Annotated in this window: 15 protein-coding genes; 7 read left to right on the forward strand and 8 right to left on the reverse strand. The window is 49.8% G+C overall.

Going from position 1 to position 16,753, the window contains the following annotated elements; translation table 11 throughout:
- Window positions 1–166: 166 nt before the first annotated feature.
- Complete coding sequence (locus tag K7H21_RS09400) at window positions 167–1,171, reverse strand: NAD-dependent epimerase (RefSeq protein ID WP_004122469.1); 1,005 nt, start codon at window positions 1,169–1,171, stop codon at window positions 167–169.
- A gap of 1,296 nt (window positions 1,172–2,467) precedes the next feature.
- On the opposite strand from K7H21_RS09400, the gene K7H21_RS09405 reads away from it, so the two are divergent.
- The 7 genes from K7H21_RS09405 to K7H21_RS09435 all read left to right on the forward strand — a co-directional run bounded on the left by K7H21_RS09405 (window position 2,468) and on the right by K7H21_RS09435 (window position 10,541).
- Window positions 2,468–3,235, forward strand: coding sequence for an ABC transporter permease (locus K7H21_RS09405; protein ID WP_004122466.1), 768 nt, complete (start codon window positions 2,468–2,470; stop codon window positions 3,233–3,235).
- Window positions 3,235–3,975, forward strand: coding sequence for an ABC transporter ATP-binding protein (locus K7H21_RS09410; RefSeq protein WP_004122464.1), 741 nt, complete (start codon window positions 3,235–3,237; stop codon window positions 3,973–3,975). The genes K7H21_RS09405 and K7H21_RS09410 overlap by 1 nt, the downstream gene beginning before the upstream one ends.
- Window positions 3,976–3,988: 13 nt before the next feature.
- Window positions 3,989–5,881, forward strand: coding sequence for a DUF4422 domain-containing protein (locus K7H21_RS09415; protein ID WP_004122461.1), 1,893 nt, complete (start codon window positions 3,989–3,991; stop codon window positions 5,879–5,881).
- An 18-nt stretch (window positions 5,882–5,899) separates the two neighbouring features.
- Window positions 5,900–7,054: a UDP-galactopyranose mutase gene (glf, locus tag K7H21_RS09420; RefSeq protein ID WP_004122458.1), complete on the forward strand. Its 1,155-nt coding sequence runs from the start codon at window positions 5,900–5,902 to the stop codon at window positions 7,052–7,054.
- Entirely contained in the window at window positions 7,051–7,944 is an 894-nt protein-coding gene (locus K7H21_RS09425; RefSeq protein ID WP_142471133.1) for a glycosyltransferase, read from the forward strand. The genes glf and K7H21_RS09425 overlap by 4 nt, the downstream gene beginning before the upstream one ends.
- Window positions 7,945–9,090 (forward strand): glycosyltransferase family 4 protein, encoded by a 1,146-nt coding sequence (locus tag K7H21_RS09430; protein WP_185927816.1) that lies wholly within the window; start codon window positions 7,945–7,947, stop codon window positions 9,088–9,090.
- 131 nt (window positions 9,091–9,221) lie between these two features.
- A complete protein-coding gene (locus K7H21_RS09435) occupies window positions 9,222–10,541 on the forward strand; it encodes a glycosyltransferase (protein WP_223035738.1) in 1,320 nt (439 codons plus the stop codon).
- A gap of 83 nt (window positions 10,542–10,624) precedes the next feature.
- On the opposite strand, the gene hisIE is transcribed toward K7H21_RS09435, so the two are convergent.
- Genes hisIE through hisD form a run of 7 tightly spaced genes read right to left on the reverse strand, consistent with a single transcriptional unit; the run spans window position 10,625 to window position 16,729 of the window.
- Window positions 10,625–11,224 carry a bifunctional phosphoribosyl-AMP cyclohydrolase/phosphoribosyl-ATP diphosphatase HisIE gene (gene hisIE / locus K7H21_RS09440; RefSeq protein WP_004122447.1) on the reverse strand — a complete coding sequence of 200 codons (600 nt, stop codon included), beginning with the start codon at window positions 11,222–11,224 and terminating at the stop codon, window positions 10,625–10,627.
- The gene (gene hisF / locus K7H21_RS09445; RefSeq protein WP_004122444.1) at window positions 11,218–11,994 is read right to left on the reverse strand and encodes an imidazole glycerol phosphate synthase subunit HisF; all 777 of its coding nucleotides are present in this window, start codon (window positions 11,992–11,994) and stop codon (window positions 11,218–11,220) included. Before hisF ends, hisIE begins: the two co-directional genes overlap by 7 nt.
- Window positions 11,976–12,713, reverse strand: coding sequence for a 1-(5-phosphoribosyl)-5-[(5-phosphoribosylamino)methylideneamino]imidazole-4-carboxamide isomerase (gene hisA / locus K7H21_RS09450; protein WP_004122442.1), 738 nt, complete (start codon window positions 12,711–12,713; stop codon window positions 11,976–11,978). Before hisA ends, hisF begins: the two co-directional genes overlap by 19 nt.
- A complete protein-coding gene (gene hisH, locus K7H21_RS09455) occupies window positions 12,713–13,303 on the reverse strand; it encodes an imidazole glycerol phosphate synthase subunit HisH (protein ID WP_223035739.1) in 591 nt (196 codons plus the stop codon). The genes hisA and hisH overlap by 1 nt, the downstream gene beginning before the upstream one ends.
- Window positions 13,303–14,370 (reverse strand): bifunctional histidinol-phosphatase/imidazoleglycerol-phosphate dehydratase HisB, encoded by a 1,068-nt coding sequence (gene hisB, locus K7H21_RS09460; protein WP_004122437.1) that lies wholly within the window; start codon window positions 14,368–14,370, stop codon window positions 13,303–13,305. Before hisB ends, hisH begins: the two co-directional genes overlap by 1 nt.
- On the reverse strand, window positions 14,367–15,428 hold the full coding sequence (gene hisC / locus K7H21_RS09465; protein WP_004122434.1) for a histidinol-phosphate transaminase: 1,062 nt from the start codon (window positions 15,426–15,428) through the stop codon (window positions 14,367–14,369). The genes hisB and hisC overlap by 4 nt, the downstream gene beginning before the upstream one ends.
- The gene (gene hisD, locus K7H21_RS09470; protein ID WP_142473990.1) at window positions 15,425–16,729 is read right to left on the reverse strand and encodes a histidinol dehydrogenase; all 1,305 of its coding nucleotides are present in this window, start codon (window positions 16,727–16,729) and stop codon (window positions 15,425–15,427) included. The genes hisC and hisD overlap by 4 nt, the downstream gene beginning before the upstream one ends.
- Window positions 16,730–16,753: the final 24 nt, after the last annotated feature.

A 16,753-nucleotide genomic window follows, 5' to 3' on the forward strand; every position in this document is an offset into this window, starting at 1 on the left:
TAGTGTTTCGTTATTGTGTGGGCCGCGGGCTTTGCGCTGAGTTAGTTATAAACAGCGTGTTTTTACGAGCATCTGAATGGATAAGATTGCCGAATGACAATTCTCGATATAAAAAAGCCGCAGTAGTACCTCACTGCGGCTAAATACCTGCGCCATGCCGGGTTGATTAGACCTTGTAGTAGGCCTTATACCAGTCAACGAAGTTCTTCACTCCCTGCCTGACCGTCGTCTGCGGTCTGAATCCCACCGCATCATACAGCGGCTTGGTATCTGCGCTAGTTTCCAGTACATCGCCCGGCTGTATTGGCATCATATTTTTCTCCGCAACCATCCCCATAGCTTCCTCAAGCGCCGTGATGTAATCCATCAGCTCAACCGGTGAACTATTACCGATGTTATACACCCGGTATGGCGCAGAGCTATCTGCCGGTGAACCCGTCTCAACGGTCCATTCCGGATTGGGCTGCGGAATAATATCCTGCATCCGAACAATCGCCTCAACGATATCGTCAATGTAGGTGAAATCGCGCTTCATCTTGCCATAGTTGTAGACATCGATGGGCTTTCCTTCCAGCATGGCTTTTGTAAATTTAAACAGCGCCATATCCGGACGTCCCCAAGGACCATAGACGGTAAAGAATCTGAGTCCAGTGGTCGGAATACCATAAAGGTGAGAGTAGGTATGCGCCATCAGTTCGTTTGCCTTCTTGGTGGCGGCATACAGCGAAACCGGATGATCAACCGAATCATCGGTAGAGAACGGCATTTTACGGTTAAGGCCATAGACCGAACTGGATGAGGCATAGAGCAAATGCTCAACATTATTGTGTCTGCAGCCTTCAAGAATGTTCAGATAACCAATCAGGTTAGCGTCGGCATAAGCGAACGGGTTTTCCAGGGAGTAGCGAACTCCAGCCTGAGCGGCAAGATGGATCACCCGGTTAAATTTCTCATTAGCAAAAAGTCGGGCAATACCCTCGCGATCCGCCAGATCGATTTTGTGAAAACTAAACAGGGGAGACTGCAGTAAATCCAGACGGGCCTGCTTAAGATTGACGTCATAATAGTCGTTCATGTTGTCGAGGCCGACAACTTCATGACCCGCCTCCAGAAGGCGCTTGCAGGTATGAAAGCCGATAAATCCCGCGGCTCCAGTTACTAAAAATTTCATATTCATCCTCTGGGGTGACTGTATCCCGCTATATATTCCTCGATTTTACACTGGCTTGCTGCGTGGATCACCTGCTTTACCGTTGCTGTTTATGTTCATGCCTTCGATGGCCAGATGATGTCGTCCATAGCAAGGCATTTTGTGATGGAGATGAGATTCATTATCGATGCTGGATGATTAGCAGGGTAACAATTGCATGAGGTCTTGTCATAATCTCGCGATTTCAACTCGCTGTACGGCGCTTTAAACCCTCGAAAGTTAACGTTGATAAAAATTGGTTTTATGTATGAATTTACAATTCTTTCACATCGATATGGCTTATTTATTTTTTATCCTTTAAAATCAGCTGGTTAGTTTTTGGATTCTATTTGTTTTACATTATGTTTACTACATGAATCATTTGCAATATGAATTGATTGGCAACGTATTTTCATTTTTATTCCTATAGACCAGCGCTATAATGCGGCAACTCATTTGCATGACCATTGTGTTGTCAGTTTAATCAGCTATCCTGTGCGCAGTATTAAATATGGCACCAGACTGATTGTTGGCGTCATTTCGATCAATAGTGCGCACAGTTTGCGCTGATTCTCAGAAGATGGATGGGAAGAGAACGGGAAGAACCCTGTCATGAGTTCAAAAAACAGGCTTGCTAAACGAGCTAATTGAGAAATTCCTGATGGATGGGTCTTAAGCAAACAGCGAGAGTGTGGGCCTGCTAGAATCTTTTAAATTCTCTAGCGAGCAGCACCCAGCGTCACGGGCGATAATCTTGGCCGACAGCCGCTGCGAGAGCGTTTGATGTAAGAAGAGGGTGTGTCGGTTTAGTGCTGCCGTCAAAGGTAGCCGCAGGAGATGTTTACAGATAGGGTTGTTGAATCATTACGCCGTTTGGTTGCGACAGCCAAGGGCGGTAGCGTGGTTGAAAGCGACCTCGTAAGACTATGGGGGGAGTATCTGACTGAAAAATAGCAGTTTTTACTGTACATTCAGAAACAGCACGTTAACTGGCCATCTCTACGCCAGCTTCTCGCTTGTCCCTGCTTAGTATGGAAGAGCTACCATGGTCGGCTGCTGACAATGAATTAGAGCGTACAGAAAATTTGGGAAAATCTTGCTTTAACCTATGTGCTTAAGATTTCAGGTTGTATGTCCAAAGACATGGTGTCTATCGGCAGTGTATCTGTCAGGGCGTTAGCGCTCTCGCAGTGGATTTCGTTAGTCAGCGACAACTCGCAAATCTAAAGTGCATAACCCAATGCTTAAAATTTCGTAGAATAATTTATGAGTATAAAAATGAAGTATAATCTAGGGTATTTATTTGACCTGCTTGTTGTTATCACCAATAAAGATCTAAAAGTACGCTATAAGAGCAGTGTATTTGGTTATTTATGGTCGATTGCCAACCCCTTACTGTTTGCGATGATCTACTATTTTATTTTTAAATTGATCATGCGAGTCCAGATACCTAATTATACCCTTTTCTTAATAACGGGTCTCTTCCCCTGGCAGTGGTTTGCAAGCTCAGCGACGAATTCGCTTTTCTCATTTATTGCTAATGCGCAAATTATCAAAAAAACCGTATTTCCGCGTTCGGTTATTCCTCTTAGTAATGTGATGATGGAAGGCTTGCACTTCTTATGCACTATTCCTGTCATTGTCGCTTTTCTTTTTGTGTACGGTATGCGTCCTTCGCTTTCATGGCTTTGGGGAATACCGCTCATTGCTATCGGACAGGTGATTTTTACCTTTGGTGTATCAATTATCTTTTCGACTTTGAATCTATTTTTCAGAGACTTAGAACGATTTGTTACTCTCGGTATTATGCTGATGTTTTACTGCACACCCATTTTATACGCATCGGATATGATTCCAGCTAAATATAGCTGGGTTATTGACTATAACCCTCTGGCTAGTATGATTTTAAGCTGGCGTAACTTATTTATGGATGGTGTTTTAAACTATGAGCATATTTCAGTGCTATATTTAACTGGTATTGTGCTGACAGTTATCGGATTAAGTATTTTTAATAAATTAAAATATCGATTTGCAGAGATCTTGTGATGGAACCAGTAATTGATTTTAATAATGTGACAAAAGAATATCCACTTTACCATCATATTGGCTCAGGTATTAAAGATTTAATATTTCATCCTAAAAGAGCATTTCAATTACTGAAGGGCCGTAAATATCTTGCTATTCAGGATGTCTCTTTTACGGTTGGCAAAGGAGAGGCTGTTGCGCTCATTGGCCGAAACGGCGCAGGCAAAAGCACCTCTTTAGGGTTGGTTGCCGGTGTTATCAAGCCAACGAAAGGGTCAGTCACAACTCGTGGGCGAGTGGCCTCAATGCTTGAGCTAGGTGGTGGTTTTCATCCAGAATTGACTGGCCGTGAGAACATTTTTCTTAATGCCACTCTTCTTGGATTACGTCGTAAAGAGGTTTTACAGCGAATGGATCGCATCATTGAATTTTCCGAATTAGGAGAATTTATTGATGAGCCGATCCGCGTCTACTCTAGCGGTATGCTAGCGAAGCTTGGCTTCTCGGTTATTAGTCAAGTTGAGCCTGATATTCTGATTATCGATGAAGTGCTTGCCGTCGGCGATATTTCATTTCAGGCCAAATGTATCAAGACGATCAAAGAGTTCAAAAATCGTGGTGTGACAATACTGTTCGTTAGTCACAACATGAGTGATGTGGAAAAAATATGCGATCGGGTTGTCTGGATCGAAAATCACCGCCTCCGGGAAATCGGTTCTGCTGAAAGAATCATCGAACTTTATAAACAAGCAATGGCCTAAATCTGGTAATTAAATGAATAGTATTAAGATCTATACCTGTCATCATAAGCCGAGCGCATTCCTTAATGCATCTATTATCAAACCATTGCATGTAGGTAAAGCCAACTCCTATAATGATATCGGCTGTATTGGCGATGATACGGGAGATAATATTTCGTTTAAAAACCCTTTCTACTGTGAGTTAACAGCACATTATTGGGTTTGGAAAAATGAGACTCTTTCTGATTATGTCGGTTTTATGCATTATCGCCGGCACCTCAATTTTTCCTCACAGCAGAGCTTTGCGGAAGATAACTGGGGCGTAGTGAATTCTCCGGTTATCGATACAGAGTATGAAAACCAGTTTGGTTTAACCGACACGGCAATACAAGATTGTCTTTCAGGTTTTGACCTGCTGTTACCGAAGAAGTGGTCAGTAACCTCTGCTGGCAGTAAAAACAACCTCGATCATTATGAGAAAGGTGAGTTTTTACACATCAAGGATTATCTGACTGCCCTGGACGTTGTCGAAGAGCTTTATCCGGATTATAAAGCGGCTATTCAGCAGTTTAACAATGCAACAGATGGCTATTATACGAACATGTTTGTGATGCACAAAGATATGTTCGTGAATTATTCTGAATGGCTGTTCGCGATTTTGACTCATCTTGAAAGTCGCATCTCGATGAATAATTATAACGCTCAGGAAAAGCGTGTTATCGGCCATATCGCAGAGCGTCTGTTTAATATTTACATTATTAAACAGCAGCAAGACCGTGCCCTGAAAGTTAAGGAGCTACAGCGCACTTTCGTGATGAATGAGACCTTCAACGGCAAGCTGATGCCGGTCTTTTCAGACGCTGCGCCAATAGTCATCAGTTTTGATGATAACTACGCCATCAGCGGCGGGGCTTTAATCAACTCTATCGTTCGCCATTCTGATAAAAATACCCATTACGATATCGTTGTGCTGGAAAACAAGGTTAGCAATCTTAACAAGCAGCGCTTAACCAAGCTGGTCTCAGCCCATGCAAACTTTTCACTTCGATTTTTTGATGTGAATGCCTTTACCGAATTGAATGGTGTACATACCCGAGCGCACTTTAGCGCATCAACCTATGCTCGCTTGTTCATTCCGCAGCTTTTCCGTGAATATGAGAAGGTTATTTTTATCGATTCCGATACTGTGGTGAAGGCCGATCTGGCAGCTTTGCTTAATGTCGAACTTGGCACTAACCTTGTTGCCGCCGTTAAAGATATCGTGATGGAAGGCTTCGTCAAGTTTGGCGCGATGTCGGAGTCTGCTGATGGCGTAATGCCGGCCGGCGAGTATCTGCAAAAAACGCTTAAAATGACCAATCCTGATGAGTATTTCCAGGCGGGGATTATCGTTTTCAACGTCGCGCAAATGGTGCAGGAAGATACCTTCTCCGAGCTGATTAAAACCCTTAAAGAGAAAAAGTACTGGTTCCTTGATCAGGACATCATGAACAAAGTTTTCTATGGCCGGGTTGAGTTTTTACCGCTGGAGTGGAATGTCTATCATGGTAATGGCAATACCGATGACTTTTTCCCCAATCTCCAGTTCGCAACATACATGCGCTTTTTAGAAGCCAGAATGAACCCGAATATGATTCACTATGCCGGGGAGAATAAACCGTGGAACACGGACAAGGTTGACTTTTATGACGATTTCCTGGAAAACGTCATCAATACGCCATGGGAAAAAGAAGCCTATTTCCGTCAGCTATCCCTGATTAATTCATCAAATCCTGCTCATACTGCAGGGCAAACGCCTGTTCTGCTTCAGACCAGGATAAAAAAAGCGTTGATGCCTTTCCTTAATAAATATGCTCCTGTCGGTTCACCGAGGCGAAATACGATAACAAAATACTACTATAAAGTTAGACGCTCAATTCTTGGTTAAGGCTGCTGGAATAATATTATGAACAGTAAAAATATTTTAATTGTCGGCGCTGGTTTTTCTGGTGCGGTTATCGCACGCCAGCTTGCTGAGCAAGGTCATCGTATCAGAATTATCGATCAGCGGGACCACATTGGCGGTAACTCCTACGACGCACGGGATCCGCAAACTGACGTTATGGTCCACGTTTATGGTCCGCATATCTTTCATACCGATAATGAAACAGTGTGGAACTATGTGACTCAGCACGCTGAAATGATGCCGTATGTGAACCGCGTCAAAGCAACCGTTAATGGGCAAGTGTTCTCTCTGCCGATCAACCTGCATACCATTAACCAGTTTTTTGCCAAAACCTGTTCGCCAGATGAGGCCCGGGCGCTTATTGCAGAAAAAGGGGACAGTTCGATCCAGGAACCGAAGACCTTTGAAGAACAGGCTCTGCGTTTTATCGGCAAAGAGCTCTATGAGGCGTTCTTCAAAGGCTATACCATCAAGCAGTGGGGGATGGAGCCATCACAGCTTCCTGCGTCGATTCTTAAGCGTCTGCCGGTTCGTTTTAACTACGATGATAATTACTTTAACCACAGATTTCAGGGCATGCCGAAACTGGGTTATACGAAAATGATTGAGTCAATTGCCAATCATGAAAATATCACTATTGAACTTCAGCAATCGTTTAACGCTGAAGAGAGAGAAAAGTACGATCATGTGTTCTATAGCGGGCCGCTGGATGCCTTCTATTCCTATCAATATGGCCGCCTGGGCTATCGTACTTTGGATTTTGAAAAATTCACCTGGCAGGGCGATTATCAGGGCTGCGCGGTGATGAACTACTGCTCACTGGATGTTCCTTACACCCGTATCACTGAACATAAGTACTTTTCGCCCTGGGAAACCCATGAAGGGTCGGTATGCTATAAGGAATACAGCCGCGAGTGTGGAGAAAAAGATATTCCTTATTATCCGATTCGTCAGATGGGGGAGATGGCTTTACTCGATAAGTATTTGTCCCTTGCGGAAAGTGAAAAGAACATTACTTTTGTTGGCCGTCTTGGAACCTATCGATACCTGGATATGGATGTGACTATCGCAGAAGCATTAAATACTGCCGAGAAGTACTTATCTTCCCTTGATAATCATGAAGCTATGCCAGTATTCACGGTTTCTGTGCGATGAATTGCTCTGCATTAATAGTCACTTATAATCGCTTAGAGAAGTTAAAAGTATCTATTGCCAACACTGTGAAATTAAATTTTACAGCGATAATGGTTGTCAATAACGGGTCCACGGATGGGACCCTGGAGTGGTTAGCCACCCTTAGCGACCCTCGGGTAATTGTCCTCAATCTGCCTTCTAATACCGGTGGAGCGGGGGGCTTTAAGGCCGGAAGTCAATATTTATGCGACAATGTCGATACCGACTGGGTTTTCTTTTACGATGATGACGCCTGGCCCGAGAGCGATGCGCTGGAAAAATTTACCCAGCTGGATAAAGCTAATTGTCGGGTGTTCACCGCTTTGGTAAAAGATCTTCGGGGGCAACCTTGTTCGATGAACATCCCTTTTGCTAAAGTACCGTCATCGTTTATCGACACATTACGCTACATCAAAAATCCGGCTGAGTTTCTACCGTCGCTTTCCCGTTCGACCGCGGTGCAAACGGTATCCTTTGTCGGGATGATTATTCAGCGAGATTTGCTGCGAAAGAATATACACAATATTCACGATGAGTTATTTTTATATTTTGACGATCTTTACTTTGGCTATCAGTTAACACTCGATGGCGAAGTGATTCGTTATTCGCCTGAGGTTGTCTTCTCGCACGATGTGAGTATCCAGGGGAAGTCTATCTTTCCCGAATGGAAAGTTTATTACCTTTGTCGAAATCTTATTCTGGCGAAGAAAATTTTCCCGCGAGTTGCCATTTTTAGCCGTCTCTCAATCCTTTTGCGGTTGATTAAATATGTATCAATATTGCCATGGCAACGCAATAAATTGTTATATTTTAAATACTTGCGTCGTGGAATTATCCATGGTGTAAAAGGAATCAGCGGTAAGAACCATTAAGTGGATATAGCAATGAAAAAACTGTGTTATTTCATAAATTCGGATTGGTATTTTGATTTGCACTGGATAGATCGTGCAATCGCCGCCCGAGATGCTGGTTATGAGATTCACATCATCAGTCATTTTGTCGATGGTAAAGTGCTGAATAAATTTAAAACATTTGGTTTTAAGTGTCATAACGTTCCACTTGATGCTCAATCATTTAATGCATTAACTTTCTTTCGGGCCTTTTTTGCGTCCCGAAGGATCATCAAAGAGATTAATCCCGACCTTTTACATTGTATTACAATTAAGCCATGTCTGATCGGTGGGCTTATTTCGAAGGCAAATAATCGCCCGGTCATCGTGAGTTTTGTCGGCCTCGGGCGTGTATTTTCTTGTGATACGGGCTTGCTTAAGCTATTGCGCAATATCACTATCATGGCATATAAGTATATTGCCAGTAATAAGCGCAGTATATTTATGTTCGAGCATGATAAAGATCGTAAAAAACTCGCGGGTTTTGTTGGCATTGACTACCAGCAGACTATTGTCATCGATGGCGCAGGTATCAACCCGGATATCTATAAATATTCACTGGAGCAGGAACGTGATGTTCCGGTCGTGCTGTTTGCCAGCAGAATGCTGTGGAGCAAGGGGCTCGGGGATTTAATTGAAGCCAAGAAAATTCTCGAATCCAGAAATATTCATTTTACGCTAAACGTTGCTGGAATACTTGTTGAAAACGATAAGGATGCCATTTCACTTGCCGTCATTCAGCAATGGCATAAAGAAGGGCTGATTAACTGGTTAGGTCACAGTTCTAACGTCTGCGACTTGATCGAGGAATCGAACATCGTGGCCCTGCCTTCGATCTATTCCGAAGGCGTCCCGCGTATTTTGCTTGAGGCTTCCTCGGTTGGCCGGGCGTGCATTGCCTACGATGTTGGCGGCTGCGATAGCCTGATCATTAATAACGATAACGGCATTATCGTGAAAAGTAACTCTCCGCAGGAGCTGGCGGATAAGCTTGAATACTTATTAGCCAACCCCAAAGCACGAGTTGAGATGGGTATCAAAGGACGGCAACGCGTTCAGGATAAGTTTTCTAGCGGTATGATCATTAGTAAGACTCTCAAGACTTATCATGATGTGGTTCAGGGATGATATAGCGCAAGAGATTACAGCTTCATGTAAATCAAACACCTCCGAAGCGTTACATTTATTCAATGTAACTGCTCTGCAAACGCATTATTTACGTTTAATGATTGCGTGCCTCTTATTTTGAAGGTGATTGAATGTCTGATGAATCAAGTAACGTTGTTGTTTCCGTTATCATCCCCGTTCATAATGCCGCGGAGTATATTTCCGAAACGCTTAATACGGTATTAGCCCAGTCTTTAAAAGACATTGAGATTATCATTGTTAACGATAACTCAACCGATAATACTCTGGGCATTGTCGCTACAATAGCCGATGAGGACTCACGAGTCCGGATTATAACCAACCCCAGCAACGTCGGCGGGGGTGAATCACGAAATATCGGCTTACGTATAGCGACCGGCGAATACATCATTTTCCTCGATGATGATGATTATGCCGATAAAGAGATGTTAAAGAGAATGTCCGACCGGGCTACGGCCCTGCAAACGGATGTTGTTATCTGCCGATGCCAGTCAATCGATCTGCAAACCGATACTCATTCTCCCATGCCTATGTCCGCGCGTGAGGATTTACTACCTGAAAAAGAGGTCTTCTCTTCACAGGAAATTGCTGACGATTTTTTCCGCGCCTTTATATGGTGGCCGTGGGATAAGCTCTTCAGACGCGAAGCTATTCTGGCATTGGGTCTGGAGTTTCAACCGCTGAGAACTACAAACGACCTGTACTTTGTGAGTAGTTTCATGCTGTTGGCAAACCGTATCTCGCTGGTGGATGAGATCTTAATCTCTCATACGATCAACCGCGCGAAGTCGCTTTCTTCCACCAGGGCAACCTCATGGCACTGCGCGCTGGAGGCATTGACTTCGCTACGTTCGTTTATGAAAGCGCATGATTTACTGGCGTCCAGAAGTCGGGATTTTAATAATTACGCCGTTGTTTTTCTGGAGTGGAACTTAAATACGATCTCGGGCCCTTCCTTTAACCTGCTCTTCAACGATGTGAAGTCGTTCATCTTATCTTTAGAAATCGATCGTGATGACTTTTATGATGACTTTATCAAAGCTGCGCATGGCCGGATCGTTAATCAGTCAGCGGAAGAGTATATTTTTTCTCTGAAAGACAGAGTGTTGCGCGAGCTTGAACATGCACATATGTTGAATTCAACGCTGCAGGAAGAAATCACTTCGCTTAAACAGTCGACTGTATCTCAGCGAAGTGAAATTGATGTCCTGAAGACGCAGGTTAACGATAAAACCAGGATTATCCACGAGCTCGAACAGCGGAATACGCGTATAGAGGGCGAGTATCAAACTCAACAACAGAAATTGCTCAGCATCGAAAATGCTTACCAGGAGCTGACTCAGCGCTATACCGATTTGGTTTCATCTTTGTCATGGAAAATGACGAAACCATTTAGGATAGTCAAAGCGATAACCGCACGAAAAAAGTCATGACGACGATAAACAGGTGATATCAACCAGCGCGCTGGCGAGGGTTATATTGCAAGGGAGGCGTTATGCCGCCTCCCTTTGATGACTTACTTATGCCTGCTCCGCAGGTTTTCCACCACATCCGTCAAATTCAGCCCCTGATCCTGCAGCAGCACCAGCAGGTGATACATCAAATCCGACGCCTCATTCTTCAGCTCGAACTGGTCATGCACCGTTGCGGCCAGCGCGGTCTCCACGCCTTCTTCTCCCACCTTCTGCGCGATACGCTTGGTTCCGCTGGCGTAAAGCTTCGCGGTATACGAACTCTCCGGGTCGGCGTGCTTACGTTCCGCCAGCAGCTGCTCCAGCTGATATAAGAACAGCCACTGATGGCCGGTTTCGCCAAAACAGCTTGAGGTGCCTTTATGGCAGGTTGGGCCAATCGGATTGACCAGCGCCAGCAGGGTATCGTTATCGCAATCCGGGGTGATGCTCACCACGTTAAGGAAATTGCCTGACGTTTCCCCCTTGGTCCACAGACGCTGTTTGGTCCGCGAATAAAAGGTCACTTTGCCGGTTTCTTCGGTTTTCGCCAGCGCATCCTGATTCATATAGCCCAGCATCAGCACTTCACCAGAAACGGCGTGCTGCACGATGACCGGCATCAGACCGTCGGTTTTTTGCCAATCCAGCTGTTCACTTAACATACCCTAATCTCCACGCCCTGTGCTGCCAGGTACGTTTTCAGTTCACCAATGTTGATAATTTGCTTGTGGAACACCGAGGCGGCCAGCGCGCCGTCGACGTTAGCGTCGCGGAAGGCTTCCAGGAAGTGTTCCATGGTGCCCGCGCCTCCGGATGCAATCAGCGGCACGCGGCACACGGCGCGCACCTTGCTTAACTGCTCCAGATCGTAGCCGTTACGCACGCCATCCTGATTCATCATATTGAGGACGATCTCGCCGGCTCCGCGCTTTTGCACTTCCTGCACCCAGTCCAGGGTTTCCCACTGCGTCACCCGCGTCCGACTTTCATCGCCGGTATACTGGTTGACGTGATACTTGCCGCTCGCGGCGTCAAACCAGGTATCAATGCCCACCACAATACACTGCACGCCGAACCGATCGGCCAGGCGGGTAATCAGCGTGGGATCCGCGAGGGCAGGGGAGTTGATGGAGATTTTATCCGCGCCGAAGGAGAGGATTTGCGCCGCATCGTCCAGCGACTTAATACCGCCGGCGACGCAGAATGGAATGTCGATCACTTCCGCGACCCGCGACACCCAGCTTTTATCCACCACGCGGCCGTCGCTGGAGGCGGTGATATCGTAGAACACCAGCTCATCCGCGCCTTCGTCGGCATAGCGTTTAGCCAGCGGGACGATATCGCCGATGATTTCGTGATTACGGAACTGCACGCCTTTCACTACCTGGCCGTCGCGAACGTCAAGACAGGGGATTATCCGTTTTGCCAGCATTGAATGGCCTCCGTTACGTTGAATTTACCTTCCAGCAGCGCCCGGCCGACAATTACCCCGCGCACTCCGGTTCCGCGCAGCGCGGCGATATCATGCAGATCGCCAATGCCGCCGGAGGACTGAAACGCGACCTGCGGATAGCGGGCGCAGACTTCTTCATACAGTGAGACGTTAGACCCGGCCAGCGTCCCGTCGCGGGAAATATCGGTACACAGCACGTGCTGCAGGCCGACGGACTGATAGCTCTCCACCAGTTCTTCCAGGGTTACGCCGGAGTTCTCCTGCCAGCCGCTGACCGCCACCTGCTTGCGGCCTTCCGCGTCGATCCGTACGTCAAGCGCCAGCACCAGATGCTGCGGGCCAAAACGTGTAAACCAGCCTTTCACCACTTCCGGCGACTTCACCGCCGTCGAACCCACCACCACGCGCGCCACGCCCGCTTCAAGCAGGGCGGCCACGTCTTCTTCCGTCCGCACGCCGCCGCCAACCTGCACCGGCACATTGACGCCGGCAACCAGGGTTTTCAGCAGCGGGATTTGACGCTTAGCCGGATCTTTCGCCCCGGTCAGGTCGACCAGGTGCAGCACTTCGGCCCCTTGGGCGGCATAGGATTGCAGGCGCGGCAGCGGGTCGTTGCCGTAGTCGCGCTGCTGGCCGTAATCGCCCTGATGGAGACGGACGACCGTACCGTCAATTAAATCTAAAGCAGGAATGATCATCACATCTCCAGGAAGTTTTTCAGCAGCTGCGCCCCGGCGCTACCGGAGCGTTCAGGGTGGAACTGGACGCCAAAAAAGTTATCTTTCTGCACCGCCGCGGTGAAGGCCTCGCCGTAGCTGCACTGGGCGATGGTATTGACGTTGACCGGCATCGCGTAGCTGTGGACGAAGTAAAAATACGCCCCGTCTTCAATGCCGCGAAACAGACGATCGCCCGCTTTGGCATACACCTGGTTCCAGCCCATATGCGGCAGCGGCAGGCCGCGGTCGGTCATTTTCGGCACGTCCTGCTCGATAATGCCCAGCAGGTCGACGCCGTTGTTCTCTTCGCTGCGTTTTCCCAGCAGCTGCATGCCGAGGCAAATGCCCAGCACCGGCTGGGTACAGGCTTTAATCAGTTCGATTAACTCGCGATCGCGCAGCTGGTCCATAGCCGCCTGCGCCGTCCCCACCCCCGGCAGAAACAGCTTATCGGCGCGCAGCACCACATCCGGGTCGCGGCTGACCTGCGGCTCATAGCCGTGGCGGCTCACCGCGGATTTCACCGAATTGAGGTTGGCACAGCCGGTATCGAGGATCACCACGTTCATCAGAGTACCCCTTTCGAAGACGGCAGCGTGTCGCCCTGGACGCGAATCGCCTGGCGTAGCGTGCGGCCGAAGGCCTTAAACAGGCTCTCTACGCGGTGGTGGTCGTTTTTGCCCTTGGTTTTCAGGTGCAGAGTGACCGCCATGGTATAGGAGAGCGAGCGGAAGAAGTGTTCCACCATTTCGGTGCTCAGATCGCCAACGCGCTGATAGGTAAAGTCGGCTTTATATTCGAGGTGCGGGCGGCCGGAGATATCCAGCGCGCAGCGGGCCAGACATTCGTCCATCGGCAGCACAAAGCCGAAACGGCCAATGCCGCGCTTATCGCCGAGCGCCAGCTTCAGCGCTTCGCCGAGCGCCAGCCCGGTATCTTCCACGGTGTGGTGATCGTCGATATACAGATCGCCACCAACGTTAACCTCCAGACGGAAGCCGCCGTGGGTAGCGATTTGGTCCAGCATATGATCGAAGAAGCCGACGCCGGTGGAGATTTTGCTGCCGCCTTCGCGGTCCAGCCACACTTTCACATCCACCTGGGTCTCTTTAGTGATGCGCTCAACGTGGGCGTAGCGGTCGCGGCGGGTTAGCTGTTCGCAAATGGTCGGCCAGTCCAGCTTTTCGCGGTCATAGCGCAGGCCGGTAATGCCCATGTTATCCGCCAGCTGAATGTCGGTCGCACGGTCGCCAATCACGTAGCTGTGGGCGGTGTCCATCACCCCTTGTTCCAGCCACGGCAGCACCAGTCTGGTTTTCGGCTTGCGGCAGTCGCAGTTATCCGCCGGGAGATGCGGGCAAATCAGCACTTCGTCAAAGTTGACGCCCTGGGAGGCGAATATTTGCATCATCAGGTTGTGCGGGCCGTCGAACTCGTCCTGCGGCAGGCTGGCGGTTCCCAACCCATCCTGGTTGGTGATCATCACCAGCTTATACCCTTCCTGCTGCAGCTTGAGCAGGGCCGGGATCACCTGCGGCTCAAAGGCCAGCTTATCGAAGCGATCTACCTGAAAATCAACCGGTGGCTCGGAAATCAGCGTACCGTCACGGTCAATAAAGAGAAACTTCTGGGTCATACATTCTCCGCAGTCAAAGCGTCAATGACGCGCTGGCTCTCTGCACGGGTACCGATAGTGATACGCAAACAGCCGCTTAATGAAGGTTGTTTATTCTGGTCACGTAAGATAATGCCCTGATCCCACAAAGATTTAAACACCGCGCTGGAGGCGGTGATCCGCGCCAGAACGTAGTTGCTCTCGGAGTCGAACACCTCTTCAACGCAGGCGATGCCGCGCAGCTGGCTCACCAGATAATCGCGTTCGGCGAGGATCTGCGCCACGCGCGCCCGCATGGCGGCAAGGCCTTCCGCGCTGAGCGCCTGGGCGGCGATATCGGCCACCGGCGTGGAGAGCGGATAAGGCGCGATAACCTTCATCAGCACGTTAATCACCTCGGCGTTGGCGAGGGTAAAACCGCAGCGCAGTCCGGCCAGGGCGAAGGCCTTGGAGAGGGTACGCAGAATCACCAGGTGCGGATACTCGTTCAGCCAGGCCGCCAGCGTGGCCTGCGGGCAGAATTCGATATAGGCTTCATCCGCGACCACGATGGCTTTACCGCGCGTCATCTCCAGCAGGGTGCGAAAATCTTTCGGGTTGATAATCTGCCCGGTCGGGTTATTCGGGCTGCAGACGAAAACCACTTTCACGCCGTCGAGATTAGCCGCGATACCCGGCAGATCTAACTGCCAGTCGGCGAGCGTCGGCACCGTACGGCAGGTCACGCCGATAGTTTCGGCGCTGACGCTGTACATGCCGTAGGTCGGTGGGCAATAGAGCACCGCGTCCTGGCCCGGCTCGCAGAACGCGCGGATCAGCAGTTCAATGCCTTCGTCGGCGCCGCGACTGACCAGCACCTGCTCCGGCTTGACGCCCGCATACTGTGCGTAGCGTTCAATGACCGCTTTCGGCTGCGGTTCCGGGTAACGGTTCATCGTCTGCTCGGTCAGCTGGAACTCTACCGCGGTAGGGAATTCGTTGGCGTTCAGCCAGACGTCGCCTTTACCCCCCAGACGGCGAGCTGATTGATACGGCGTCAGCGCGCGGACGTTGGCGCGGGCTAAATCTTCAATGCTCATGCTTGCTCCTTAAGGGCTGCGACGCGCAGCGTAACGGCGTTTTTGTGGGCGTCCAGGCGCTCGGCGGCGGCCAGAATTTCAATCGTTGATGCGAGGGCGGCAAACCCGTCACGCGACAGCTCCTGCACGGTCATACGTTTCTGGAAATCCGCCAGGCCGAGGCTGGAGCAGGTCGCGGTGTAGCCGTAGGTCGGCAACACGTGGTTGGTGCCGGAGGCGTAATCGCCGGCGGATTCCGGCGACCAGTCGCCGAGGAATACCGAACCGGCGCTGGTGATACCGTCTACCAGCTCGCGGGCGTTACGGGTCTGAATAATCAGGTGCTCCGGGCCGTACTGGTTGGAAATCGCCACGCACTGGGCGATATCGCGCGCCACGATGATGCGGCTGGCGGAGAGCGCCCCGCGGGCGGTTTCCGCCCGGGACAGCTCGGCCAGCTGGCGCTCAACGGCTTGCGCGACGCGGGTGGCCATATCGCTATCCGGCGTCAGCAGGATCACCTGCGAATCCGGGCCGTGCTCGGCCTGGGAAAGCAGGTCGGACGCGACGAAATCCGGGGTGGCGCCGCTGTCGGCGATCACCAGCACTTCCGACGGTCCGGCGGGCATATCGATAGCCGCACCGTCAAGACGCTGGCTCACCTGGCGCTTGGCTTCGGTCACGAAGGCGTTGCCCGGGCCAAAGATTTTATCGACCTTCGCCACCGATTCGGTGCCGAACGCCAGGGCGGCAATCGCCTGCGCGCCGCCGACGTTAAAGATATTGCGCACGCCGCACAGCTGGGCGGCATAGAGGATTTCATCAGCAATCGGCGGCGGCGAGCACAGCACCACCTGCTGGCAGCCGGCGATGCGTGCTGGCGTTGCGAGCATCAGCACCGTTGAGAACAGCGGCGCCGAGCCGCCGGGAATATATAAGCCGACGGAGGCGATAGGGCGGGTCACCTGCTGGCAGCGCACGCCCGGCAGGGTTTCAACATCCACGGCCTGCAGCTGCTGCGCGTTGTGGAAGGTTTCGATATTTTTAACCGCTACGGCCATCGCCTGCTTGAGCTCGTCGCTCAGGCGCGCGCCGGCGGCGGCAATCTCTTCGTCGCTGACCTTCAACGCCTTGACGTCGGTTTTGTCGAACTTCGCGCTATATTCACGTAGAGCCGCATCGCCATTGTCTTTGACGTTATTGAGGATCTCCGACACCGTCTTGCTGATGCTCTCGGAGGCGGAAATGGCCGGGCGCATTAAGAGTTGTTGCTGTTGTTCAGCGCTACAGCCGTTCCAGTCGATAATTGTGTTGAAGCTCATGGTTGATTCCCCTGTTTATCCCGT

The sequence above is a fragment of the Klebsiella sp. CTHL.F3a genome (genome assembly GCF_019890895.1).
GTDB classification, from domain to species: domain Bacteria; phylum Pseudomonadota; class Gammaproteobacteria; order Enterobacterales; family Enterobacteriaceae; genus Klebsiella; species Klebsiella grimontii.